The organism is Gordonia sp. J1A (assembly GCF_055393515.1).
Window position 1 is genome coordinate 413,054 of sequence record NZ_AP041607.1, and the last position, 25,234, is coordinate 438,287.

Sequence of the window (25,234 nt, forward strand, 5' to 3'; positions counted from 1 at the left end):
GTTCGATGCATCCGCGTCACCGTGTCTGGCATCGCGGGCACACATAGATGCTGCGCTCGGCCGGCGGCTCGCCCAGCATCCCGCGTTCGACGGCGGTACCGCATCTGCGGCACGGACGACGGTCGCGGCCGTACACCCACAGTTCCCGGCCGCGGCCGGTGGCGCCCGTGGTGACGCGGGTGACGCGCAGGCGGTTGGCCGTCAACAGTCGGTGCGCGAGGTCTACCAGTGGCGGCAGGTCGACCGCGGCCGTCGGTGTGGCCGGGTGGACGCGCCGCATGAAGCAGAGTTCGCTGCGATACACGTTGCCGACACCCGCCAGACTGCGCTGGTCGAGGAGAGCGATGCCGATCGGGGTATCGGGGGCGGCGGCCAGATTCTCGACGGCGCGAGCCGCATCCCAATCGTCGCCGAGCAGGTCCGGGCCGAGATGGGCGACCGCGGGGCCGGGATCGGCGAGCAGTTCCAGGACGCCGAGATCGAAGCCGACGGCCTCGATGTCTCCGGCACGCAGCACCACACGTGCGGTGTGCCACGGCCGGCGCCACTTCGCACCGATGGTGTGCACATCCCACAGGCCCTCCATCATCAGATGCGAGTGGATCGAGACCGGGATGCCCGAGGGACGCAGCAGGTCGATGAACAAGTGCTTTCCCACCGACCGCACGGACTCGACGCGCGCACCGGACAGGTCGGTGGTGGCGTAGCGAGGTATTCGGAAGTCGCTGTCGCTCAGGGTTTTTCCGGCAAGCGCGGTGCGGAGGCGATGCACTGCACGGAACACGGTGTCGCCTTCGGGCACCGCTACCGGCTCCTCGGGTCGTAGTTCATCCGCAGTCCCCGGGGCGTGGTCGCGAAGCCGGAGGCGACCAGTCGCTCACCCAGCGATGTGCGGCGTACCGGCTCGCCGTCGACCTGATCGATGTGAATGCGCGGCACCGCCCCGGTGGTGACCGCGTGCGACAGCGCCGCCGCGGCCGCCTCGAGGAGCTCGGTCTCGGCGGTGAAGGTGAGCACCGTCTTTCCGCCGCGCTCGATGAACACCGCGGCGCGTCCGCCCACCAGGATCACGACCGCTCCCGGCTTCCGGCCGGGCCGATGCCCCGATTCGACGGCTCGCTCGGGCCAGTCGAGGGCCGCGCCGTACGGATTCGCCGGATCGGTGGCCGCGAGCACCACCGCCGCGCACCGTTCCTCGCGTGAGACGACAGTCGACTCGCGCAGGATGTCGACGGTGTGGCCGGCGGCGAACTGCGCGCCTCCCAGCCCGTCGATGTAGTACCCGCGCCGCACCTGGCCGTTGTCCTCGAAGACGCCGAGCGCCTTGTAGATTCGCGCGAATCCGCCCTCGGTCGATTCGGCGGTCACGGCTCCCTTCGTCACCACGCCGTAGCGGTCGAGAAGCACGTCGCAGGTGGCAGCGGCAGCAGTGGTCGGATCGACGGGGATGCGACGGATCACCGACCATCGCCCCCCGACCGTGGGCGGCGTGGCTGCCGTACCCGCAGCACCCGCCAGATACTGCGACGACAGCCGTGCGGCGCGCAGACGCGGCGGCCGACCGCGAGTCCGGTGGGCGGAGGTGGCCGACGATCGTGCGCTGCGCGGCGGGTTCAGCGCGGCGCGGACCACCGAGAACGAGTCGTTCGTGATGATTCCGGCCCACACGAGATCCCACAGCAGGTCGGGCAGTTCACCGTCGGGGATCGCGTGTTCTGCGCTGTTCAGCGCGTCGGACAGTTCGCGGAAGCGCAGGGCCCCGCCCCGGTCGAGAGCGGTCCGGACCGCTTCCTGAGCGGGAGTCGGTTCGGCGTCCTCGGCGGGCCGGAGGGTGAGTGCGGCGGCGTCGGCCAGATGCAGGGCCACCCAGCCGTCGGCCCCGCCGATGGCCCCGTGTCCGGACCAGATCACCTCGCCGGAGGCGGTCAGCTCATCGAGCATCGACGGCCGGTAGTCCTCCACCCGCGCCGGCAGCACCAGCGTCTCCCACGCCGACGCCGGTATCGGCTGTCCGGCGAGCTGTTCGACGACGGCCGCGACGCCGGCGGCGCCGCGCAGCCGTGACTTCCCGGTGACGTGCTGCCAGCCGAGCAGGAATCGGGTGTACGCCTCGGCGCTGACCGGCTCCACTTCGGCGCGCCCGGCCGCCAGCGATCCGCGGCGGAGCTGGGTGAGGACGTCGGAATGGCACCACTGGCTCGGGGTGCGGCCGGTCTGCGGTTCGGGCGGGAGCGGAATGAACTCGCCCTCGATCACAGTTCGTCGCGCCGCGAGCTCTTCGAGGGTCCGCGTCACCACCGCGGGTGCCATGCCGAGAGCTTCCGCGACATCGGCGGTGGTGAACGGTCCGTGGGTGCGGGCATAACGGTGCACCAGGTCGGCCAGGGGATCGGCGACAGCCTGCAGATAGGCGACCGGGACGCCCAGCGGCAGCGGTATGCCGAGGCCGTCGCGGAGTCGCGCTGCGTCGTCGACCGAGGCCAGAGCGGTCGCGCCGCGGAAGGGCACCTCGATCAAGCGGCCGTCGGCGAGGAGTCGCTCGAGCACCTCGTCGAGCGGAACGGCGAGTGGGTCGTCGCCCCGGTAGCGTTCGGCGATCTGTCGGGGTGTGCACGGTCCCAGCCACCGCAGCAGGTCCACCACATCTTGATCGTCGCGCGCACGCCGTTCCGGAGCCGTCCGCTGGAGCCGCGCGACGACCTCCGTGATCACTGCGGGATCGAGCAACTCACGTAGGTCGACGCGGCCGAGGAGCTGGGCGAGCAAAGCGGTGTCGAGGGACAGCGCGGTCGCCCGGCGTTCGGCGAGCGGGGCGTCGTCGTCATAGATGAATGAGCCGACGTAGCCGAGCAGCATCGAGGCCGCGAAGGGCGACGGGGTGGACGTTTCGACCTCGGTGATCCGCATCCTGCGCTGCATGATGCGGGTGAGGACGTCCACCAGCGAGGGCAGGTCGTAGACGTCGGAGAGACATTCGCGGACCGTCTCGAGAATGATCGGGAAGTCGCCGAAACGCGACGCCACCGCCAGCAGTTGGGCGCTGCGCTGCCGCTGTTGCCACAGCGGGGCGCGTTTTCCGGGATCACGGCGCGGAAGCAGCAGCGCCCGCCCGGCGCACTCGCGGAACCGCGACGCGAACAGCGACGAATCGGCCAGCGCGCGTGTGACGTCCGCTTCGATGTGCTCGGGGTCGAGGAGGAAGACGTCGGCTCCCGGCGGATCGTCATCGGTGTCGGGGAGGCGCACGATGATGCCGTCGTCGGTGGCAGTGGTGGCCCCGTCGATGCCGAGACGTGCCGAGAGCTGCGCGGCCACGGCACCGGCCCACGGTGCGTGGACCCGCAGGCCGTAGGGGGAGTGCAGCACCAGCCGCCAGTCGCCGAGCTCGTCGCGGAAGCGTTCCAGTACGAGGGTGCGGTCGGTCGGGAGCACGCCGGTGGCATCGCGCTGCTGGGCGATCAGCGCCGACAGGTTGCGCTCTGCGTTGGCGCTGAGCCCGAGTTCGGCGGCGAGTGCGGCGAGCTTCTCCGCATCGCCTGCGATCCCGATGAACTCACCGATCGCCGCACCGAGTTCGGCCGGACGACCGACGGCGTCGCCGATCCAGAACGGCAGCCTCCCCGGCATGCCGAACGCGGGCGAGACCAGCACCCGATCGTGTGTGATCTCCTCGATTCGCCAGCTCGACGCGCCGAGGGCGAACACGTCGCCGACCCGTGACTCGTAGACCATCTCCTCGTCGAGCTCTCCGACCCGGCGGGGCTGGCTGCTTTCCGCGCGGTCGGTCCCACCCACGAGGAAGACGCCGAACAGCCCGCGGTCGGGGATGGTTCCGCCGGAGGTGACCGCCAGGCGCAGGGTGCCGCGCCGGGCGGTGAGCCGCCCGGCTGCGCGGTCGTAGTCCACCCTCGGGCGCAGTTCGGCGAATTCGTCGGACGGGTACCGGCCGGAGATCAGATCGAGGACGGCGTCGTACACGTCGCGGGTGAGGGTCCGATACGGCATCGCGCGCCGGACGGTCGCGTACCATTCGTCGACGTCGAGATCGTCGACGGCGGTGGCCGCGATGGTCTGCTGGGCGAGGATGTCGAGCGGGTTTGCCGGGACCGAGAGCTCCTCGATGCGGCCGGCGAGCATTCGCTGCGCCACCACCGTGCAGTGGATCAGGTCGGTGCGGTGCTTCGGAAACAGCACGCCGCGACTCACCTCGCCGACCTGGTGTCCGGCGCGGCCGATGCGCTGCAGCCCGGCCGCGACGGACGGTGGGGCCTCCACCTGGATCACGAGGTCGACGGCACCCATGTCGATGCCGAGTTCCAGTGAGCTCGTTGCGACCACGCACCGGAGCGTGCCGGATTTCAGATCGTCCTCGATCTGTGCACGCTGCTCTTTGCTCACCGAGCCGTGGTGGGCGCGGGCGAGGACGGCAGGCGCGCCCGCCGTGTCTCCACTGGCCGAGACGTAGGCGGGCATCCCGCCGGGCACCGTCGGATTCGGTCGGTCCGGGTCGAACTCGATGCCCGCGCGTTCGGCGCCGATCTCGTTCAGCCGGGCGGTCAGACGTTCGGCGAGACGACGAGAGTTCGCGAAGACGATCGTCGAGCGATTCTCCTCGATGCGGTCGACGATCGCCGACTCCACATGGGGCCAGAGGGAACCGGCGGTCGGGGAGAAGGCGTCGTCGAGATCGTCCGTCCCGGTGTTCGGCGGCGGGATGGCGGTCATGTCCTCCACCGGCACGTCCACGGAGAGGTCGAAGGTCTTCGCCGCGGGCGGCTTCACGACGGTGCAGTCGCCCTCGCCCGCCAGGAACTCGCCGACGAGTTCCTCGGGCCGCACGGTCGCCGACAGCCCGATGCGCTGCGCGGGCCGCTCGAGCAGCGCATCGAGCCGTTCGAGCGAGAGCGCCAGGTGCGTGCCCCGCTTGGTCGCTGCGACGGCGTGCACCTCGTCGACGATCACCGTCGTCACCGTGGTGAGGGTCTCACGCACCGAGGAGGTCAGCATCAGGTAGAGCGATTCGGGCGTGGTGATCAGGATGTCGGGTGGATGAGTCTGCAGCCGTCGGCGGTCGGCCGCCGCCGTGTCCCCGGACCGGACTCCGACCGTGATCGACGGTGCGTCGAGTCCCATGATCTGCGCCGCGTGCGCGATGCCCACCAGTGGTGCCGACAGGTTCCGCTCCACGTCGACGGCGAGTGCTTTGAGCGGTGAGATGTAGAGGATCCGGACGCCCGGAGCCGTGCTCGCACTGCCGCCGGTCGCGGCGTCGATCCGCTCGCGGTACAGCGAGTCGATGGCCCACAGGAAGGCTGCGAGGGTCTTGCCCGACCCGGTCGGAGCCACGACGAGCGTGTTCTCGCCGCGGGCGATCGCCGTCCACGCTCCGGATTGGGCTCGGGTCGGCGCGCCGAACGCGTCACTGAACCACCGCTGCGTGGCCGGATGCATGCTCCGAAGGATCTGACTGCCCGATGCCACACTCCCATTCAAGCGCACACCTGTGACACTCGGCGGATTGCGGCCGGCGGTACACTCAGCGGGCCGATGCGGTTAACCCGGTGCGAATCCGGGGCGGTCGCGCCACTGTGAGCGGTCCGCCGACGACGCCGTCGGACCGCGAGCCAGACAGTCGCATCGGTGTGAACAATTCCGACCCCGGGCGCGTGATCCGGGAGAACAGGACGTCGACGATGACCGCATCCACCGCAACGCAGGGCCTACGATCCCTCGCCGTGCCGAACCTCTCCGCCGCGAGCGCGGCCCTCTGGCTCACCGCCACCGTGGCACTCGCGGCGCTCGCCTACTACTTCCTGGGATACGACCAGGGCGCGGTGTCGGTGTTCGGCAGCGACACCCATGTCCACGAGTTCGTGCACGACGCACGGCACTTCCTCGGCTTCCCCTGCCACTGAGCCGGGGAGACAACAGAACAATGGAGCGCAGATTCACCGGCGCAGGCGTGCTCGCAGGCCTGATCGCCGGGCTGGTGTCGTTCGTCTATGCGCGGATCTTCATCGAACCACAGGTGCGGCTGGCCATCGACTACGAGGAGGAGCGGTCGCACGCCGAGTCGATGCTGTCCGGCGAGCACGCACATGAGCACGAGATCTACAGCCGAACCGTCCAGGAGAACGTCGGTGCGGGAGTCGGCACGGTCGTCTTCGCCGTCGCCATGGGCGCCCTGTTCGCCGTCGCGTTCACAGTTCTGTGGGCCTACGTGGGACGCCGGTGGCCGGCCGCGGACCCGCGGGCGGTCGCAGCGGGGCTGGGGGCCGTGGCCTTCGTGGCCGTGATCGGCGTCCCCTACTTCGTCTACCCGCCCAACCCGCCCGCGGTCGGCGAGGAGGACACCATCGGAGCGCGGTCGGGCGCCTACCTGACGCTGACGCTGGTGTCGGTGGCGCTGATGGTCGTCGCGGTGATCCTCGGCTGCCGGCTCGCGGACCGGATCGGCGGACTGTGGTCGGGTGTCACCTCCGCGGTGATGTACCTGGCCGGTGTGACCATCACGGCCGCGCTTCTTCCCGAGTTCAAGGAGATCCCCGGTCCGGTGATGGACGGTGACCGGATCGTCGGCGCCGGATTCCCCGGGCAGGTGGTGGCCGATTTCCGGGTGTACGCGATCGCGAACCAGGTACTCCTGTGGACGGTCCTGACCGTGGCGTTCGTCGCGCTGCTCGGCGTGATGATGCGCCGGTCCAAGGCTTCCGACCGCACGCTCGCGGAGGTCGGCGCCTGACGTCGGTGCATCTGGTGGTCGCCGCGCGGACCGCACCCAACAGAGCGGTCCGGTTCGGCGGCGAGCACGACGATCTCGACTCCCGCGGCCGCCGGGATGCGGCGGTGCTCGCATCGCGGCTGCCCCGGGCCGGACGGGTGATCGCCGGACCCGAGAGATCGGTGACGCAGACCGCACGCCTGGCGTGCGGTCTGTTCGGCGTCGACCCGCGACTGGCGTCGCTCGACGTCGGCCGCTGGCGGTCGACCGCGCCGGAGTCGGTCGACCCGGCGCAGTTGGGCTCCTGGTTCGGTGACCCCCTGTGGTCGGGCCACGGCGGTGAGTCGGTCGGCGCGTTCGTGGGTCGGATCCGCGGCGTCCTCGCAGCGCTCACCGCGGGCGGGCCGGCGACGCTCGTGGTCGCGGGCCCGGTCGCACAGGCCGTGCTCTGCGAGGACGCCGCGAGCTTCTTCGCGGCCGACGTGTGCCCGGGCGGGCTGTACACCGTCACTCTCTGACGCCCACTCTCTGACGCCCACTCTCTGACGCTGCGGAACAGGTGCGACGTCGATGTCAGAGGGCCGTGCCACTATCGGCCGCATGGACGACAGTTGGAGCGGCGACGGCGCGGACGCGCACCTGGTGATTCCGGCGGACTGCATCGCCTGGTGCCGGAATCAGCCCTACGCCGAGACGGTTCTCGAGGATGTCGTCGAAGTGGATCTGGATTGGTGGAACGAGCGCCTGGCGCAGTGCGAGATCCCGGCGCAGGTCAGCGGGCGCGATGCGGACGGAACGCAGGTGTGGAAGGGCGCCGCGTACCTGCGTCGGGGCGATCTCGAGCCGGGTGTGCACGGAATGGGCCTCGGCGACGAACCGGAACTCGATCGCCTGTACATGTGTGCCGCCTGGCTGGCCGAGCACCCGCTGCGCGGCGGTGTCCGCCGATTCGTCGACGTTCGGTCCGGGCGGGATGCGGGCAAGCCGTTCGCCGCGGTCGAGCGTGCGCTCGTCGCCTGCCGGCGCGCTCCGGCACTGATCGACGCTGCGGCGTATCGGGACTGGTCGGGATGGCCGGTCGCTCCCGGAGTGGGCCACGTGCTGATGTCCCTGTACTGCTGGGCGATCCACTCCGGGGCACCCGACCGTCCGCAACTGCTGGATGCTGCCAGCGCCGGCAGCCTCACGTGGAACGGCTGGCTTGTCGCGTCGTCGGTGTCACACTACTCCGTCCGCAGATACGTGCGGTACAACGCCCTGCTTTACCGGTGGGCCGCGCAGGCGGCCGTGGCGCCGGAACTGGTCGAGATGTGGCTCAATCGGCAGTGGCACAGTCGGCTGGCCGAGGCCGCCCTACGGGACGGATCGGCGCTGTGACGAGCCGGTCGGCCGCGGGCGTCGACCTACCGGGTTGGTGACACGATGCGCTACCGTCAGAGCTAAGTGAAACGTGTTCCAGTTTGGAGGCTTGATGTTCGAGTGGTCTGAGGAAGATGTGATGGTCCGCGACGCTGTGCGCGGCTTCATCGACAAGGAGGTCCGGCCCAATCTGGAGGGTCTGGAGTCGGGGTCGCTCCCGCCGTACGACATCCTCCGCAAGATGCTGGCGACCTTCGGGATGGACTCGATGAACGCCGAGAGCCTGGAGAAGGAGCTCGCAGCCGAGGAGGCGGGCGAGCCGCGATCGTCGGGCGGCGGATCGAACAGTCTCGCCAACTCGATGTTCCTGATCCTCAACATGGAGATGGCGGGAGTCAGCCTGGGTCTCATCGCGTCGATGGGCGTCTCAATGGGTCTGACTGTCTCGACGATCCGCAGTCGCGGCACCCTGGCGCAGAAGCGTCGCTGGCTTCCGGAGTTGGTGACGATGGAGAAGGTGGGGGCGTGGGCCATCACCGAGCCCGACAGCGGCTCGGACGCGCTCGGCGGGATGAAGACGACGGTGCGCCGCGACGGCGACGACTACATCCTCAACGGCAACAAGACCTTCATCACCAACGGCCCGTACGCCGACACCATGGTGGTCTTCGCCAAGCTCGACGAGGGCGACGGCACGCCGATGCGCGATCGCAAGGTGCTCACCTTCGTCCTCGACAAGGGCATGGAGGGACTCACCCAGGGCAAGCCGTTCAAGAAGATGGGCATGATGAGTTCGCCGACCGGCGAACTGTTCTTCGACAACGTCCGGGTGGGCCGGGATCGTTTGCTCGGAGAGACCGAGGAGACCGGATCGGACAAGCGGGGCGGCGACAGCGCGAAGGCCGGATTCACCGCCGAGCGGATCGGCATCGCCGCGCTGTCGCTGGGCATCATCAACGAATGCCAGCGGCTCTGCATCGACTACGCCAAGACGCGTACCCTGTGGGGGCAGGAGATCGGAAAGTTCCAGCTCATTCAGCTCAAGCTCGCGGAGATGGAGATCGCGCGGCTCAACGTGCAGAACATGCTCTTCGTCGCGATGGAGGCGGCCAAGGCCGGCAAGCCGCCGACACTGGCCCAGGCGTCCGCGATGAAGCTGTACTCGTCCCGGGCGGCGACCGAGGTCGCGATGGAGGCGGTGCAGCTCTTCGGCGGCAACGGCTACATGGCCGAGTACCGCGTGGAGCAGCTGGCGCGCGATGCGAAGTCGCTGATGATCTACGCCGGGTCGAACGAGATCCAGGTGACCCACGTGGCGAAGGGACTGCTGGCGCAGTAAGGCGCGCGACCGAACCACACCGACTCCGACCGATGCCCGCAGGGGGAACCTGCGGGCATCGGTCGTATCCGGGGGCGGTGCGCCGACCACCAGTCCGTGCCGGACCGTCCTACGAACGGCTGATATGTCGCAGTTTTTGTGCTGGCAGCACGTAATTCGGGACGTATCGACTGCTCGATGAAGCGATCGCTCTCGTGGGGTCCATACATTTATCGGACGCTGTCGCGGTGCCCTCCCACCTGATCCCGCGCCGCGAATCGAGGAGGCTGTGTTGAAAACCAAGATCGTGCTGCGACGACTCGCAGCAGTAGGGGCGATCGCTGCGCTGGGCGCGGTCGGCGTGATGTCCGGATCGGGTGCGGCGGACGCCGACACCGTCGGTCCGGCGAAGGGCAGCAGCAGTGCCGTGAACTTCTCCCGCGAGATCAGCGGACTCAAACTGGTCGACGGCAAAGTGCCCAACGGTGAGGTCGTCACCGTCACCAACCGGCTCGACCGCAAAATGGCCTGGCTCATCTACTGGGTGAAGGACAAGCACCCGATCTGCATGGAGGCCGTGCCCAACACCTCGGTGTGGAAGGTGAGCGGTAAGACCTACACGAACAACCCGAATGTCTCCGGCACTCAGAAGCCGGGCGAGTTCTCCGCCGGCCCGGGATGGGCGATGATCGACCCGCCCGCGGCCAACTCCTGGGAGAGCATCGCCTGGTCGCAGGACTATCTCCTCAAATGCGACGTCGGGACGCTGAACACCGGCGGGCTGCAGTACTCCACCACTTGGGTCGGCGACAGCGGCGATCACCCGAACATCGGTCCGAACATCGAGGTGACCCGCGGCGTTCCCGGGATCTCGGTGAACCCGAAGGACGCCATGGCGAACAACGACGTCGAGATCACGATCAAGAACCCGGACGGGCGCCCCGGCGACAAGGTGGTCCTCACCGCCGACGGCAAGCCTCTCGACGGCTGCGGGAACCTCGAGCTCGACGGTGACCGCCGCGTCACATGCACCTGGGTGCCGACGAAGGCCGGGTCGTACCCGCTGCGCGCGGTCATCTCCAGTGCGGAGCCGATCACCGTCGCCGAGACCGTCTATGTCTCGGCCAGCCCGGCCGGCGGCGGCAGCCTCGGCGGGAGCCTCGGCAGCGGGAGCGCCGGAATGGACACCGGCAGCATCTATACGGGCAGCCTCGGATGAGCGCGCAGAACACCACTTCGAGAAAGCAGACGAACATGTCGACAATCAGACGGACGATCGCGATCGCGGGCAGTTGCGCGGCAGCCGCCACGCTTGCGGCGCTCGGCACCGGGGCCGCCGCAGCCGACACCGTGGGCCCGGCCACCGGCGGCAATGACACGGTGAGCTTCCAACGATCGGTGGAGGGCGCCGGCCTCGTCGACGGCAAGGTGAAGGTCGGCGACCGGGTGACCGTCACGAATCGGATCGACCGCAAGATGGCGTGGCTGGTGTACAACGTGCGCGACAACCATCCGTCCTGCATGCAGGCCGTGCCGAATACGTCGGTGTGGACCGTCTCGGGCGGAACGTACACGAACAACCCGGACGGTCCCGGAACGCAGAAGCCGAGTGAGGTCACCTCCGGAGACGGCTGGGTCAAGATCGACGCGACCGGTGCCGGTTCCTGGGCGGCGACGCCGCTGATCTGGACGCAGGACTACACGATCACGTGCTCGCCGGGGGAACTGAACACGGGCGGTTTGCAGTGGTCGACGACCAACGCGTTCGAGGCGAACAACAACAAGCCGGACGTGGGTCCGGTCATCACGGTGATCCCGGCGTCGTCGCCCGGTGGCGGGGACGGTTCCGGCGGAGACACCGGCAGCGGTGGCACCGGTTCCGGTGGTGACGGCTCGGGCGGCGACGGCGCGGGCGGTGCCGGCGGCGGTTCGGGGTCGGGTAGCTCCGGGACCGGCAGCCTCGGGTCGGGCAGCCTGTCGAACCTCTTCGGATGATTCAGGAGTAGTCAGATGAGCAGACTCAACAGATCTGCGGTCCTCGCTCTCGCGGCGTCGTCCGCGGCGGTCGTGGCAGGGACGGCGGGCATCGGTGCCGCGTCCGCGGAGACGATGACCCCGGTGACCGGTAGCAACGACACCGTCAGCTTCTCGCGAACGGTCGGCGGCGCCGCCCTGGTCGGCGGCAAGGTGACGGTCGGCGACAGGGTGACCGTCACGAATCGGATCGACCGCAAGATGGCGTGGCTGGTGTACAACGTGCGCGACAACCATCCGTCCTGCATGCAGGCCGTGCCGAATACGTCGGTGTGGACCGTCTCGGGCGGAACGTACACGAACAATCCGGACGGGCCCGGAACGCAGAAGCCGAGCGAGGTCACCTCCGGAGACGGCTGGGTCAAGATCGACGCGACCGGCGCGGGATCCTGGGCGGCGACGCCGCTGATCTGGACGCAGGACTACACGATCACTTGCTCGCCGGGGCCGCTGAACACCGGCGGTCTGGAGTGGTCGACGACCAACGCGTTCGAATCGAACAACAAGCGCCCGAACGTGGGCCCGACCATCACGGTGGAAGCACCCGCCCCCAAGACCGCGTCGGCCACGGCCGTGTCGGTGACGCCGGCGCCCAAGGCCGGTGAGACCTCGACTGTGAAGGCGACGGTCACGGCCGGCGGCAGCGGTGCCACCGGCGGCACAGTCGAGTTCTTCAACAACGGCGCCTCGATCGGGACCGGCACCGTCGCCGCGGGAGTCGCGACGACGAACTGGAAGCCCGCCGCGGGTGGTGCCTACTCGCTGAAGGCGGTCTATTCGGGAACGGCGACCATCGAAGCGTCCAACGCGACGATCACGGGCACCGTCGCGGCAGCCGACCCCGAACCCGAACCCGGCGCGCCGGTGATCGCGGTCAACGGATCGCCCAAGGTCGGCACCGCCACCCCGGTCGTGGTGACGTCCGACGCATCCGAGGGCAGTGCGGTCACACTCACCGCGAACGGTGCCGCGATCTGCTCCGGGCTCGTTCTCACGAACGGCAAAGCCACGTGTCAGTGGACTCCCACGACCGCCGGTGCCGTGGAGTTGAAGGCAGTGGTCGGCGCGAAGTCGTCGATCAGGAACCTCGTCGTCGAGGCCGCCGGCGGTGGCGACCCCGGTGACGGCGGTGGCGACCCGGGCGGTCCCGGTGACGGTGGCGACCCCGATCCCGGCACCGGCACCGGCGGCGGCTCGGGCAGCCTGGGCGGCGGCAGCCTCGGTGGCCTGTTCGGCGGCAGCCTCGGCGGGCTGCTCGGCGGCATCACCGACGCGGTCGGCAGCAGCAACTGATCGACGCCGACCACCGATAGACACGAGTGCCCCGGACCATGAGGTCCGGGGCACTCGTGCTCGAAGGGGAAGCCTCAGGCGTCGACGGTGGCGGCGACCTTCCGGTAGTCCAGGAAGGCGTCGTCGACCTCGCCCTTGCGAAGCTGCTTGACGTCGGCGGAGACCGCCATGGTCATGGTCCACGGGCTCTGCGTTCCCTGCTTCGGCAGACGGTCGAGGGCCCGCTTGACGTATCCGGCGCCGAAGTCGAGCAGCGGCCGGGTCTCCATGCCGGGATCGGCCACCGGCCGCACCGAGCTGTAGCCGCCCTGGTCCATGTGGGTCAGCATGCGACAGAAGTACTCGCACAGCAGGCCGATCTTCAGCGTCCACGACGAGTTCGTGTAGCCGATCGCCAGCACCCAGTTGGGCACGCCGGACAGCATCACGCCACGGTAGGCGACGGTCTCGGACAGGTCGATCGGCTCGCCGTCGCGGCTGAGCTCCATCCCGCCGAACAACTGCAGGTTGAGACCGGTGGCCGTGACGATGATGTCGGCCTCGAGCACCTGACCGGACTCGAGTTCGATGCCGTCGGCGACGAACCGCTTGATCCGACCGGTCTCGATGGACGCGGTGCCCTTCTTGATCGCCTTGAACAGGTCGCCGTCCGGGACCACGCACAGCCGCTGATCCCACGGGTTGTAGGGCGGGTTGAAGTGGGTGTCCAGGTCGTAGTCGCGGGGGAGGAGCGCCGCATTGGAGGCGCGGATGACCTTGCGCGCGACGCTCGGATAGCGCTGGCAGAACTGGTACACCAGCTTCTGCTGGAAGATGTTCTTCTGACGGCTCAGCCGGTAGCCGCGCTCGGCGCCGAGCGTCTTCTTGAGTGCGTTGGAGATGGCGTCCTCGCGGGGAAGCGGGATCACGTAGGTCGGCGTGCGCTGGAGCATCGTGACGTGTGCGGCATCGCCCGCCATCGAGGGGACCAGGGTGACGGCCGTGGCGCCGGAACCGATGACGACGACCTTCTTGCCCCGGTAGTCGAGATCCTCGGGCCAGTGCTGCGGATGGACGATCTGCCCCGCGAAGTCGTCGCTGCCTGCGAACTCCGGAGTGAAGCCCTCGTCGTAGTTGTAGTAGCCGGTGCCCGCGAACACCCAGCGGGTCTTGACCTCGGAGGTCTCGCCGGTGTCGTTGTGCTTGACGGTCAGGGTCCACAACTGCTCGGCCTCGGACCAGTCGGCCGACACCGCGCGGCGGTTGAACGCGATCTTCGACTCCAGGCGGTCCTCGGCGACGGCCTCACGCAGGTAGTCGAGGATGCGGGGTGCGTCGGCGATGGCCTGGGGATCGCGCCACGGCTTGAACTCGTATCCGAACGTGTTGAGATCGGAATCGGAGCGGATGCCGGGGTACCGGAACAGATCCCAGGTACCGCCGATGGAGTCGCGTGATTCGAGGATCACGAAGCTCTTTCCGGGATGCTCGGTGGTGAGGTAGTGCGCGGCGCCGATTCCGGAGATGCCTGCGCCGAGGACGACGACGTCGAGCGGCTGCTCGCTCAAAATCGAGTCGGCGGTGGCCGATGTGCCCGTCGATTCGGTGGTCATGGTGTTCCTTCTCGTCAGGAGGGCTGAACCTTCGATACCAATGATCGTTGTAACCGTCGATGAAAAGCAAGGATGAATCGCACCAACATCGCCGTAGTCGGGGTGCATAATCGACCATATGGCGTCTGACGAGGCAGAACTGGCCGAACCCAGTCGTGAGGTGGCCGACCTCATCCTGGCCGGTGTGGAGACGGTTCTGAACGCTCCGCCCGAATGGGTCGCCGATATGAACCACGCCGCGATGCACCCCGCCGGGATGGAGCGCGTCCTCGTGGATGCGGATCTGCGAGAGGTCGCCCTGCGGATCAACGAGGGCAATCTGAACCACTGGGCTCGAAGCAACCTGGCCGACCCCGGCGCACGGGTGAGCGTCAACCTCAACGAGGAGACGATCGGCTTTGTCCGCGATCTGGTCAGGCGCGGATTCGACGCCGGTGCGCTCGACTCGTTCCGCACCGCGCAGAACACCGCCTGGCGGCTCTGGATGCAGATCTGCTTCGGGCTGACCTCGGACGCGAGACTGCTGCGGGAGCTTCTCGAGGTGACCTCGGTCTCGATCGCCACTTTCATCGACGACACGGTGGCCGAACTGACGCACCAGATCGACGTCGCCCGCGCCGAACTCGCGGGCGACAACCACGCCCAGCGGCGTGCTGCGGTCGCGCTGATCCTGGAGGGTGCGCCGATCGCGCCGGCCCGCGCCGACCTCGCTCTCCGATACTCGATCGAAGGACCGCAGTCGGCGATGGTGATCTCGGGGGACGCCGGGCTGGCACCCGACGATCTGGAGGCCGCCTGCGAGGCGATCATGGTCGCCTCCGGCGTCGGTCGCCGTCTCACCGTCCTGGCCGGGGCCTCGGAACTGTGGGTGTGGCTGCCGACCGATCGGCTGGTGGTGGACGCGGCACTCGCGGCGCACCCGCATGTACGGGTGACGGCCGGCTCGCCCGGCGCGGGTCGAGAGGGGTTCCGCCGCAGCCACTTCGAAGCACTCGAAGGACAGCAGTTGCTGACCAGGCTCGGCTCGACGGCGCGGTTCGCCGCATACGACGACCTCGCGTTGCTGGCGGCGATGACGCGCGATCTGACACGGCTGGACGCCTTCGTCGCGCACACCCTCGGCGATCTGGCGTCCGCCGACCGCGGTCTCCACGAATCGGTTCGGATGTGGTTCGCCTGTCAGTGCAACGCGAGCGCGGCCGCCGCGCGCCTGTACACGCATCGCAATACCGTGGTCCGGCATGTGGCGCGTGCCCAGGAGTTGCTGCCGCGGCCGCTGGAGACGAACGCCGTCGCCGTGGCGGCGGCGCTCGAAGCTCTGCGGTGGCGCGAGTAGGTGCGCGGCGGGTCAGACGTCGGCGAGGACGTCGTCGGTCCGATGAGTGAACGGCTCCTTGGACCGGCTCAGCTCCACCGCACGCGTGAACTCGGCATCGATCTCCGGGTCCGCGCGGAAGGTCAGCAGACTGACGACCACGGTGACGATCAGGCTGGCCGCGAAGCCCGGGATGATCTCGTAGAGGTCGTCGCTCAGCGAGGTCTGACCCCACACGTAGGCGACGACCGCGCCCGCGACGATGCCCGACAGGACTCCGACGGTGCTGACCCGGCGCCAGTACAGGCAGAGGATCACCGCCGGGCCGAAGGCCGACCCGAAGCCCGCCCAAGCGAAGGCGACCAGATCCAGAATGCTGTTCGACGGCGAGATCGCCAGCAGCGCGGCGATCACCGCGATCGTCAGAACACCGAGACGGCCGAGCATGACGTAGGTCTTGTCAGTGAGTTCACGGCCCCTGCCGGTCTTCTCGGCGACCAGCTTGTACAGATCCTCCACCAGAGCTGACGAGCAGACGACGAGCTGGGAGGAGATGGTGGACATGATGGCCGCGAGGACGGCGGCCAGCACCAGGCCCGCGATGAAGGGGTGGAACAGCAGCTGCGACAGGGACAGGAACACGGTCTCGGCGTCCTTCGGGGCCTGCGCGGTGTGCTCGGCGAAGTAGGCGATGCCGACCAGTGCGGTGCCGACGGCGCCGAGCGCGCACAGCAGCATCCAGCCGATGCCGATACGGCGGGCGACACCGGCCTCGGACGGGGACCGCAGCGCCATGAAACGCACGATGATGTGCGGCTGCCCGAAGTAGCCCAGCCCCCACGCGGCTGCCGAGATGATGCCGATGACGGTGGTCCCGGCGAAGAAGCTCAGCCCGTTGTCCATCGCGGCGTTCACTCCGTCGATGGTGGCGCCGACGCCGCCCAGGTCGATGATGCCGATGATCGGTACCGCCAGAAGCGCGACCACCACCAGCAGCCCCTGCGCCACGTCGGTGAGCGACGCGCCGAGGAACCCGCCGAACAGCGTGTACAGCATGGTGATGCCGGCGACGATCAGCATGCCCGCGGTGTAGTCGACCCCGAAGGAACTGTCGAAGAACTTTCCGGAGGCGACCATGCCGCTGGAGACGTAGAACGTGAAGAACACCAGGATGATGACGCCGCAGGTGATCCGGAGGATGCGCGAGTCGTCGTGCAACCGCGATTCGAAAAAGCTCGGAATCGTGATCGAGTCGCCTGCCACCTGCGTGTATGCGCGCAGTCGCGGCGCGACCAGCTTCCAGTTGGTCCACGCGCCGATCAGCAGTCCGATCATGATCCAGGATGCCGAGAGACCGGAGAGATACATCGCGCCCGGCAGGCCCATCAGCAGCCAACCCGACATGTCCGACGCACCAGCGCTGAGTGCGGCGACCCACGGCTTGAGTCCGCGGCCGGCGAGCATGTAATCGTCCAGACTGTTCCGCGTGCGGCGGTACGCGTACCAGCCGATGCCGAGCATGGCTGCGAAGTACAGCGCGACCGCGACCAGCTGGATGGTCTTCTCGTCGGGCGCGACGGTCATAGGTCATCTCCTAGAGGTGGGTTCAGCCGGAAGCAACACACGCGTCAAATGTGACACAGGTCTCCCGCTCACGACGATTCTTCCCGGTGACCGACCCGGCACAGCATGTGGGGACGTACAAGATGTACGTCCCCACATTGTGGCGATCTATGAAGACTTGAGGTCTTCGGCCAATTCGACGAAGGCGCGGTCGAGGTTCCCGAATCGATGCAGGGTCATCGAGACCGACTGCTCGGCGAGCCAGTACCGCAGTTCGACGCGTCCGGACGCGGTGACGGTGTCGTCGAGCACCGCGAGTTCGGGTCGTCCGAGGGTGAGATCGCGCAGTGTCTGCGTCGCCGGAGAAGCCAGGCGGACACGGGCGATGCCCGCCCGTCCGATCCGGTCGACGAAGGCCTGGTCGTCGCGGGCGGGATCGATCGGCACGCCCAGCGCGGCCGCGGCGTCGAGCACCGCGCGCAAATCGTCGCCGATGTCCGGCGCCGGTGCCGCCACCACGCGCGCACCGCTCCGGTGCGCGGCCGCGAGGAGTCGTGCCACCTTGACGGGCGTCGACTCCGCCGTCACCCGCAGCGCCACCGCCGCGGGGCGATAGCGGAAGATGTTCGCCTCGCCGGCCAGGCCCGTCTCGTCGCGCGGCGTCCCGAACTCGGCGGCCCACGCGGTGTCGTCGTCGCTCACCGCCGCTCGCAGCCATGCCGTCTCACCGGCGGTGAGCACCGGCGAGACCGAGTCGATGAAGGCGCCGACCTCGGCGAGCGCGGCCGGCGCGGCGTCGGGCAGGCAATCGCGGTCGGCCCACGATCCCATGAGCATCAGGTAATTGGGACCGCCCGCCTTGGAACCCAGACCCACCGACGACCGCTTCCACCCGCCGAAGGGCTGCCTGCGGACGATCGCGCCGGTGATGCCGCGGTTGACGTACACGTTTCCCGCCTCGACGCGGTCGATCCACGAGCGGACCTCGCGCGGCTCGAGGGAGTGCAGACCCGCGGTGAGTCCGAAGTCGGTGGCATTCTGCAACTCGAGGGCCTCGTCGAGCGTCTCAGCGCGCATCAGTCCGAGAACCGGTCCGAAGCACTCGGTGCGGTGGAAGAACGATCCGGGCGCCACACCGTCCTTGATTCCCGGTGACCACAGCCGGTCGTCGATCCGCCGCGGCTTCAGGAGCCAGCGTTCGCCGGGCTCGAGGGTGGTCAGTGCCCGCAGCAGCTTGTCGCTCGGATCCTCGGTGAGCGGTCCGACGGTGGCCGAGAGATTGGTGGGCCAGTCGACGATGAGTGAGGCGGCCGCGTCCACCAACTGACGGCGGAACCGCTCCGAGGAGTACGTGCTGCCGACGAGGATCGCCAGCGACGCCGCCGAGCACTTCTGGCCCGCGTGGCCGAAAGCGCTGTGGACCAGATCGGCGATGGCGAGGTCGCGATCGGCGGACGGGGTGATGATCAGCGCGTTCTTACCGGAGGTCTCGGCGTTGATCCGCAGGTCCGGACGCCAGGACGCGAACAGGGACGCGGTCTCGGAGGCGCCGGTGAGCACGACGCGGTCGACGTCGGGATGACTGATCAGTCGTCGCCCGGCCGGGCCCTCGTCGGGAAACACTCCCTGGCACGCCTCGCGCGGAACACCTGCCTCCCAGAGGGCTTCGAGAATGGCCATCGAGCAGTGCGGTGTCGGCTTCGACGGCTTGTGGATCACCGCTGCGCCGGCGGCCAGGGCGGCGAAGGTGCCGCCCGCGGGGATCGCGATCGGGAAGTTCCACGGCGGTGTCACTACGATCACCCGGTCCGGAGTGAAGGCGGCCGCGGCGACCTCGTCCAGTTCCAGTGCCCTGTGCGCGTAATAGCGGGCGAAGTCGATGGCTTCGGAGATCTCGGGATCGGACTGGGCGACGGTCTTGCCCGCCTCTGCCGCGGCCAGCGAGACGAGGTGTCCGCGCCGGCGGGAGAGGATGTCCGCGGTGCGGTAGAGGATCGCCGCGCGGTCGGCGGCCGGGCGTGCGCTCCACTGTGCGGCGGCCGACCGGGCGCGTTCGACCAGCGCGTCCACCTCGTCTTCGGCGACCCGGTCGGGAACGGGCTGGGAGGCGAGCCACTGCGGTGTCGCGGTGGCGAGCGCGTCGCGCGCCCATCGCTGATTGGCGGGCAGGGCGGCGTTGGTATCCGGTTCGTTCGCGAAGGCCGGAAGCGGCAGTGCCGGATCGAGGGCAGTCTCGGCGGACTGGTCGAGTGTTCGGTCCTGCCGGTCATTGGGCAGGGGAGGCGCATAGCCGTCGGTGGTGAGGATGCGGCCGAGTTCGGCGAGCGCATCGCGGAACCGCCCCGACTCCCGGTGATAGATCGCGCTTCCGGGCGCGAGGTCGAAGATGCCCGACATGAAGTTCTCAGGCGCGGCGTTCTCCTCGAGACGCCGTACCAGGTACGAGATCGCGACGTCGAATTCCTTCGGCTTCACCGTCGGCACGTACAGCAGCAGCCGGCCGACGTCGGCGCTGAGGACATCGGCCTGCTCGGTCGCCATGCCCTGCAGCATCTCGAACTCGACGCGGTCGGACACACCGCGGCGATCGGCCAGCAGATGGGCGAAGGCGATGTCGAACAGATTGTGCCCGGCCACACCGACGCGCAGGCCCCGCATGTGATCCCTGTTGAGCAGCCAGTGCAGCACGAGTTTGTAGTTGGCATCCGTCGCGGTCTTCGACGAGCAGGTCACCTGAGGCCATCCGGCCACCTCGGCGTGCACGGACTCCATAGCGAGGTTGGCGCCCTTCACCAGCCGGACCTTGATCCCGGCGCCACCGGCCGCCACCCGGGCGGCAGCGAAGTCCGACAGGCGCGCCATCGCGCCGAGTGCGTCCGGCAGGTAGGCCTGCAGCACGATCCCCGCTTCGAAGTCCTTGAGTTCGGGGAGGCTCAGGAGCCGGGTGAACACCTCGATGGTGAGCTCCAGATCGCGGTATTCCTCCATGTCGAGGTTGATGAACTTGGTGCCCGCGGGCGCGGCGGCGGCCTGGAGGTACATCGGCGTCAGTCGGTCGATGATGTACTGCGCCGTCTCCTCGAACGCCCACATCGAGATCTGGGAGGCGACGGAGGAGACTTTGATCGAGACGTAGTCGACGTCATCGCGCCGCAGCAACGCCCGCGCGTCCGCGAGATGGTTGTCGGCCTCAGCGTCACCGAGCACAGCCTCGCCCAGCGGGTTGATGTTGAGCCGATGGCCGCTCTCGCGGAGCTTGGCGACCGCCCGGCGGAAGGGCCGCTCACGGGCGTCGACGATCATGTGCCCGACCATCGAACGCATCCGTGCGCGGGCGGCGGGGATGACGACCCCGGGCAGCCTCTCGGCCAGGACGCCGCCGGCCTTGATCTGCAAGCGGTCCCACGCGCCCAGTGTGGCCGGGGTGCTCGCCGCGAGTTCGGCGAGCGCTTGGGCGGCCGCCTTCTGGTCCTCGGTGCCGATCACCCGGTCGACGAAACCGACGGTGAAATCGAGCCCGCGCGGATCGGCCAGGACCGAGGCGAGACGGCGAGCGGACGCATGCGGCTCGGTCTGCGCCGCCGCGGCGGCGCGCAGCCAGTCGGTGACGAGTTTCTCGGAGGCGTCGGCGAGCTCGTTCAGTTCGGTGAACACTTCGGTGGGCGCCGGAATCGGATCGGTGGCGTGTGCGGTGGTCATGATGCCAGTACACGTCGGCGCGCCGCGGCGGTCGTCGGACAATACTACGAACGATCACGTGGTTTCTTGTACGATTCTCCAGCTGACCTGACAGACTCTACTGCCATGACCACTGGTGACGAGGATTCCGGAGCGACGAACGACGATGTGTCGGCGACGCATCCGTCGGTGCTCCTCCGAGACGTCGTCTCGGCCCTCGACACCGCCGTGGCACACGTCCTCGCCGACGCCGATCCGGAACGGCGGATCACCTCGGTGTCGATGATCGATGCCGACGATCTGGCCGGCGGTCTCGATGCGCCGACGGACGCGGTGCTTCTGGTGGGACTCGGCGCGGCCGCGGTCCTCGAGTGGATGCGGGGGCGCCGCACGGAGGAGATGCCCGCCGAGGGGCCGCGTGTGGTCTTCACCAAGGCGAATCCGTCCGGGCTGGCAGAGGTCGCCGCCCGGGCGGGGATGGCCGTGGTGGTGGTCGATGCCCGGGCGCGGTGGGACCGGGTGCTGACGACGGTGCAGGGTTGTCTGGACCGGGTTCGGGACGATGACTCCGCGGACCTGACGCCGCCCGTCGACGTCGATCTCTTCGGTCTGGTGGCGCTGGTTGCGAACGGTACCGGGGGACTGGTGTCCATCGAGGACGCGACCAGTGCGCGGGTCCTCGCGTACTCGCCGTCGAAGGGCGAGGCCGACGATTTGCGCGTGCAGACGATCCTCGGTCGGGCCGGGCCGCCCGCGTACTTGGATCTGCTTCGCCGCTGGGGTGTGTTCGACGCGATCCGCCGCGGCGGCGAGGTGGTCGACGTGCCCGAGCATCCGGAACAGGCGATGCGCCGCCGCCTGGTCGTCGGCGTCCACGCCCGATCCGGCAGGCATCTCGGCTCCATCTGGGTGCAGGAGGGCGCCCGACCGCTGGCCGACGACTCCGCCGACGTGATGCGCGGGGCCGCCGCCATCGCCGCGCGCATCCTGACCCGGGAGATGCGTGCGCCGTCCACCGAGGGGCAGTTGGTGCAGCGTCTGTTCGGCGCGCACGGGGGCATCGACGTCTCGTCGGCGGGCGCGTACCTGCGGTGGCCGGTGGACGAGGCTGTCGCGGTGATCGGGATCGCGCCCACCGGCGGCGACCAGGCCGTCTACGAGGACGCGATGGCCGCAGTCGGCGGTGCGCTCCGGTTGCACGCCAGCGCCTTCGCCGCCGCGGCCGTCACCACGGTGCTCGACGGTCGCGCGTATCTGCTGCTGCCGGCGGTCAACACGGCCGCGATCATGCGTTGGGTCGGCGGACTCGTCACGAAGTTCGACGGGGACGCGGCGCTGGCGGGCGCGGTGCTGCACGCCGCAGTGGTCAGCCCGCTCGCCGGGCTGGCCGACGTTCCGGCCGGGCGGGCCGAAGTGGACCGCGTGCTCACGGCCACCGCGTCGGCCCCGGGCGCGGCGCGGGTGACGAGTCTGGCCGAATCGCGGACCGCAGTGCTGCTCGGCGAGATTCTCGACGTGGTCGCTGCGCGCGAGGACCTCGTGGACCCGCGGGTGGCCGCGCTGGCGGACTACGACCGCAAGCACTCCGCCGACCTGGTGGCGACCGTCCAGGCCTATCTCGACGCGCACGGCAATGTGCGCGATGCGGCCGCCGCGGTGGGCGTGCACGCGAACACCCTGCGCTATCGGATCGAGCGGGCTCAGCAGCTCTCGGGCCTGCGCCTGGAGGACCGGGACGACCGGCTCCTCACCACCATCCAGCTCGCGTTGCTCCGCACCGCCGTCCGCCGCTGATCCGCTCTCAGGCGAACGACAGGAACAGCTTCTCCATCTTGGCCTGATCGACGCTGTCGGGGCCCTCGGTACTGATGCAGTGGATCAGGCCCGTGGAGACCAGGGCGTAGCCGCTGCGCGCCAGCGCCTTGTCGACCGCGGCGAGCTGGGTCAGGGCGTCCTCGCATTCGGCACCCTCTTCGAGCATGCGGATCACCGTCGCCAGATGGCCATGGGCACGTCGCAGCCGCGTGAGCACCGGCTTGAGCTTCTCGTCGGGCAGTTGCATGTCGACTCCTCTCGTCTCCTCGATTATTGCATAACCCCCCGGGGGGATGTACGGTCTCCCAGTAACCCCCCAGGGGGATACGGAGGAGGACGAATGACATGAGAAGTGAAGAACTGGAACCGACGCGGGCGTCCGCCGCGTCCGCGGACACGGTGGAATCGCGGCCCGGGCCGCTCGGTCGGCTCGGCGTCTGGGTGAGTGCCCACGGCCGGTTGGTCGCGGCGGCGTGGATCCTGATCGTCATCGGGCTCGGCGTCTTCGCACCGTCGGTGGAGAAGAATCTCTCCGGCGCCGGCTGGCAGGCACAGGGATCAGATTCGGTGGCCGCGCGCGATCTGGCGGTCGAGCACTTCGGCGGCAACGCCTCGTCGGCCATTCAGGTGGTCGTGACCAGCGAACGTCCGCTGACCGAGGGCGACGGACCGGCGGTCGTCGCCGCGGTCGGCGACATCCTGCGCGCGGACGGGCGGATCAGCCAGGTGATCGAGCCGGCACCGGGGGCCACGCTCTCCGCCGACGGTCGGACGGCGATCATCATCGGCGGAGCGGGTGCGGACACCAACGAGATGGTGCGCGCCGCGACCGATCTGTCACCCGAACTCAAGGCGCTCTCACGCGACGGCGTCGAGGTCGCGCCCACGGGCGCCTCGGTGATGTGGTCGGACTTCAACAAGGCCAACCTCGAGGCGATGCTGACCTCGGAGATGATCTCGTTTCCGGTGACGCTGTTCATCCTGGTCGTGGCGTTCGGTGCCCTCGTCGCCGCCGGGCTGCCGCTGCTGCTGACGATCGCCGGACTCGTCGCGTCGGCGGGCATCCTGGTCCTGGTCAACGCCGTGGTCCCGGTGTCGATCTGGGCGATGAACTTCGCAATGATGTTCTCCCTCGCGCTCGGCATCGACTACGCGCTGTTCCTCGTCGTCCGATTCCGCGCGGCGCGGATGGGGCAGAAGCTCCCCATGCGAGCGGCGATCGCCCAGACCATGGACACCGCGGGCAAGGCGGTGCTGCTCTCCGGCGCCACCGTGCTGGTCTCGCTGTCCGCGGTGATGCTGGTGCCGTCGCCGTCGTTCCGGTCGATGGCGGGCGGGATCATGATCTCGGTCGTCTTCATACTCGCGGCCACCCTCACGCTGTTGCCGCTGGTGCTCTCGAAGTTGGATCATCGCATCGACAAGTTGCCGCTGCCGTGGGTGAAGGCAGGCGAACATCGGTCACCGCGATTCGAGGCGTGGGCGCAGCGACTGTGGCGGCATCCGCTCCGGTGGGGAGCGGCGGCGCTGGCGATCCTCGTGGTGCTCGCCATTCCGCTGGTCGGTCTGACCACCGCCATGCCGTCGATCAAGGTGCTGCCGGAGGACGCGAGTGCGCGCGTCGGCTACCACCGGGTCCAGGAGGCCTTCGGCGCCGGCGCGCCCGGCATGCTGACCGTGGTCGCGCCGACGGCGGTGGCCGACGAGGCCCGCACGGTGCTGGCTCAAGACCCGGGCGTGGCCGCGGCGACCCCGCCCGCGCCGCCCACCGATGGTGCCGACTACCGGATGATCCAGGCGATGCCGACGGTCGATCCATCGGACCCGGCACTCGCGCAGACCGTCGACCGATTGCGCGCCGACCTGCCGTCGGGTGTCCTGGTGGGTGGTGCGGCCGTTGAGAATCTGGACCTGAAGGCCCAGCTCGACCGGAGCACTCCGGTGGTGATCGCGGTGGTCCTGACGCTCGGGTTCCTGCTCCTGCTGTTCGCGCTGCAGGCGCCGCTCATCTCGTTCCTCGGGACGCTGGTCAGTCTGCTCTCGACCGCGGCTGCGTTCGGCGTGGCGCGGCTGGTGTTCCAGGACGGACTCGGCGCCGGACTGTTCGGCTTCGAGTCGCAGGGCTTTCTGGACGCGTGGGCTCCGGTGTTCTTCTTCGCGATGATCTTCGCCATCGCGATGGACTACACGGTGTTCCTGCTCGCCTCCGCCAAAGAGCACTGGGAACGTGACGGCGACGCGAGGTCGGCGATGGTGGGCGCGGTGGCGCACTCGGGGCGGGTGATCTTCGCCGCGGGCGGAGTCATGGTGGCGGTGTTCTTCACCTTCGCCCTGTCCGGACCGCTGCCTCCCAAGGAGATGGGAGTGATCCTCGGCGTCGCGGTGCTGCTGGACGCCTTCCTGATCCGGCTGGTGCTGCTCCCGGTGCTGTTGCGGCTGACCGGACGGGCGGCCTGGTGGACGCCGGCCTGGATGCGGAAGGTGCTCCCGACCGTGAGTTTTGCTCACGACTGATCGGCACGACCGCCCGTCGTTGATTCGATCCC

At 69.0% G+C, this 25,234-nt stretch carries 17 protein-coding genes and 1 riboswitch; of the genes, 11 read left to right on the forward strand and 6 right to left on the reverse strand.

Features of this window, described 5'->3' with window-relative positions; genetic code table 11:
• Window positions 1–16: 16 nt before the first annotated feature.
• A complete protein-coding gene (locus ACZ5QD_RS02000; protein ID WP_006896512.1) occupies window positions 17–802 on the reverse strand; it encodes a DNA-formamidopyrimidine glycosylase family protein in 786 nt (261 codons plus the stop codon).
• 2 nt (window positions 803–804) lie between these two features.
• Window positions 805–5,451 carry an ATP-dependent helicase gene (locus tag ACZ5QD_RS02005; RefSeq protein ID WP_464367064.1) on the reverse strand — a complete coding sequence of 1,549 codons (4,647 nt, stop codon included), beginning with the start codon at window positions 5,449–5,451 and terminating at the stop codon, window positions 805–807.
• A gap of 104 nt (window positions 5,452–5,555) precedes the next feature.
• Window positions 5,556–5,631: riboswitch (cobalamin riboswitch) on the forward strand.
• A 62-nt stretch (window positions 5,632–5,693) separates the two neighbouring features.
• Here ACZ5QD_RS02005 and ACZ5QD_RS02010 point away from each other — a divergent pair.
• From ACZ5QD_RS02010 to ACZ5QD_RS02045, 8 genes are all read left to right on the forward strand, one after another.
• Window positions 5,694–5,915 carry a CbtB domain-containing protein gene (locus ACZ5QD_RS02010; RefSeq protein WP_464367065.1) on the forward strand — a complete coding sequence of 74 codons (222 nt, stop codon included), beginning with the start codon at window positions 5,694–5,696 and terminating at the stop codon, window positions 5,913–5,915.
• Between the two features lie 20 nt (window positions 5,916–5,935).
• Entirely contained in the window at window positions 5,936–6,742 is an 807-nt protein-coding gene (locus ACZ5QD_RS02015; RefSeq protein ID WP_464367066.1) for a CbtA family protein, read from the forward strand.
• A 5-nt stretch (window positions 6,743–6,747) separates the two neighbouring features.
• Complete coding sequence (locus tag ACZ5QD_RS02020; RefSeq protein ID WP_464367067.1) at window positions 6,748–7,239, forward strand: histidine phosphatase family protein; 492 nt, start codon at window positions 6,748–6,750, stop codon at window positions 7,237–7,239.
• An 82-nt stretch (window positions 7,240–7,321) separates the two neighbouring features.
• Window positions 7,322–8,098 (forward strand): 8-oxoguanine DNA glycosylase OGG fold protein, encoded by a 777-nt coding sequence (locus ACZ5QD_RS02025; protein ID WP_464367068.1) that lies wholly within the window; start codon window positions 7,322–7,324, stop codon window positions 8,096–8,098.
• A 94-nt stretch (window positions 8,099–8,192) separates the two neighbouring features.
• The gene (locus ACZ5QD_RS02030; protein WP_464367069.1) at window positions 8,193–9,419 is read left to right on the forward strand and encodes an acyl-CoA dehydrogenase family protein; all 1,227 of its coding nucleotides are present in this window, start codon (window positions 8,193–8,195) and stop codon (window positions 9,417–9,419) included.
• Window positions 9,420–9,687: 268 nt separating this feature from the next.
• Window positions 9,688–10,617, forward strand: a complete 930-nt coding sequence (locus ACZ5QD_RS02035) for a hypothetical protein (RefSeq protein ID WP_464367070.1) — start codon at window positions 9,688–9,690, stop codon at window positions 10,615–10,617.
• A gap of 35 nt (window positions 10,618–10,652) precedes the next feature.
• Complete coding sequence (locus ACZ5QD_RS02040; RefSeq protein ID WP_464367071.1) at window positions 10,653–11,393, forward strand: hypothetical protein; 741 nt, start codon at window positions 10,653–10,655, stop codon at window positions 11,391–11,393.
• 15 nt (window positions 11,394–11,408) lie between these two features.
• Window positions 11,409–12,725 carry an Ig-like domain-containing protein gene (locus tag ACZ5QD_RS02045; RefSeq protein ID WP_464367072.1) on the forward strand — a complete coding sequence of 439 codons (1,317 nt, stop codon included), beginning with the start codon at window positions 11,409–11,411 and terminating at the stop codon, window positions 12,723–12,725.
• Window positions 12,726–12,799: 74 nt separating this feature from the next.
• Here ACZ5QD_RS02045 and ACZ5QD_RS02050 read toward each other — a convergent pair whose 3' ends face one another.
• Complete coding sequence (locus ACZ5QD_RS02050) at window positions 12,800–14,317, reverse strand: flavin-containing monooxygenase (RefSeq protein ID WP_222111019.1); 1,518 nt, start codon at window positions 14,315–14,317, stop codon at window positions 12,800–12,802.
• Between the two features lie 118 nt (window positions 14,318–14,435).
• Between ACZ5QD_RS02050 and ACZ5QD_RS02055 the strand changes: the two genes are divergently transcribed.
• Window positions 14,436–15,653, forward strand: coding sequence for a PucR family transcriptional regulator (locus tag ACZ5QD_RS02055; protein ID WP_464367073.1), 1,218 nt, complete (start codon window positions 14,436–14,438; stop codon window positions 15,651–15,653).
• Between the two features lie 12 nt (window positions 15,654–15,665).
• Here ACZ5QD_RS02055 and putP read toward each other — a convergent pair whose 3' ends face one another.
• Entirely contained in the window at window positions 15,666–17,216 is a 1,551-nt protein-coding gene (gene putP, locus ACZ5QD_RS02060; protein WP_464367074.1) for a sodium/proline symporter PutP, read from the reverse strand.
• A 147-nt stretch (window positions 17,217–17,363) separates the two neighbouring features.
• The gene (locus ACZ5QD_RS02065; protein ID WP_464367075.1) at window positions 17,364–20,894 is read right to left on the reverse strand and encodes a bifunctional proline dehydrogenase/L-glutamate gamma-semialdehyde dehydrogenase; all 3,531 of its coding nucleotides are present in this window, start codon (window positions 20,892–20,894) and stop codon (window positions 17,364–17,366) included.
• A gap of 105 nt (window positions 20,895–20,999) precedes the next feature.
• Between ACZ5QD_RS02065 and ACZ5QD_RS02070 the strand changes: the two genes are divergently transcribed.
• On the forward strand, window positions 21,000–22,667 hold the full coding sequence (locus ACZ5QD_RS02070) for a PucR family transcriptional regulator (protein ID WP_464367076.1): 1,668 nt from the start codon (window positions 21,000–21,002) through the stop codon (window positions 22,665–22,667).
• A 7-nt stretch (window positions 22,668–22,674) separates the two neighbouring features.
• Here the strand turns inward: ACZ5QD_RS02070 and ACZ5QD_RS02075 are convergent, their stop codons facing one another.
• A complete protein-coding gene (locus ACZ5QD_RS02075; protein WP_006896497.1) occupies window positions 22,675–22,935 on the reverse strand; it encodes a metal-sensitive transcriptional regulator in 261 nt (86 codons plus the stop codon).
• Window positions 22,936–23,033: 98 nt separating this feature from the next.
• Between ACZ5QD_RS02075 and ACZ5QD_RS02080 the strand changes: the two genes are divergently transcribed.
• Entirely contained in the window at window positions 23,034–25,202 is a 2,169-nt protein-coding gene (locus ACZ5QD_RS02080) for an MMPL family transporter (protein ID WP_464367077.1), read from the forward strand.
• Window positions 25,203–25,234: the final 32 nt, after the last annotated feature.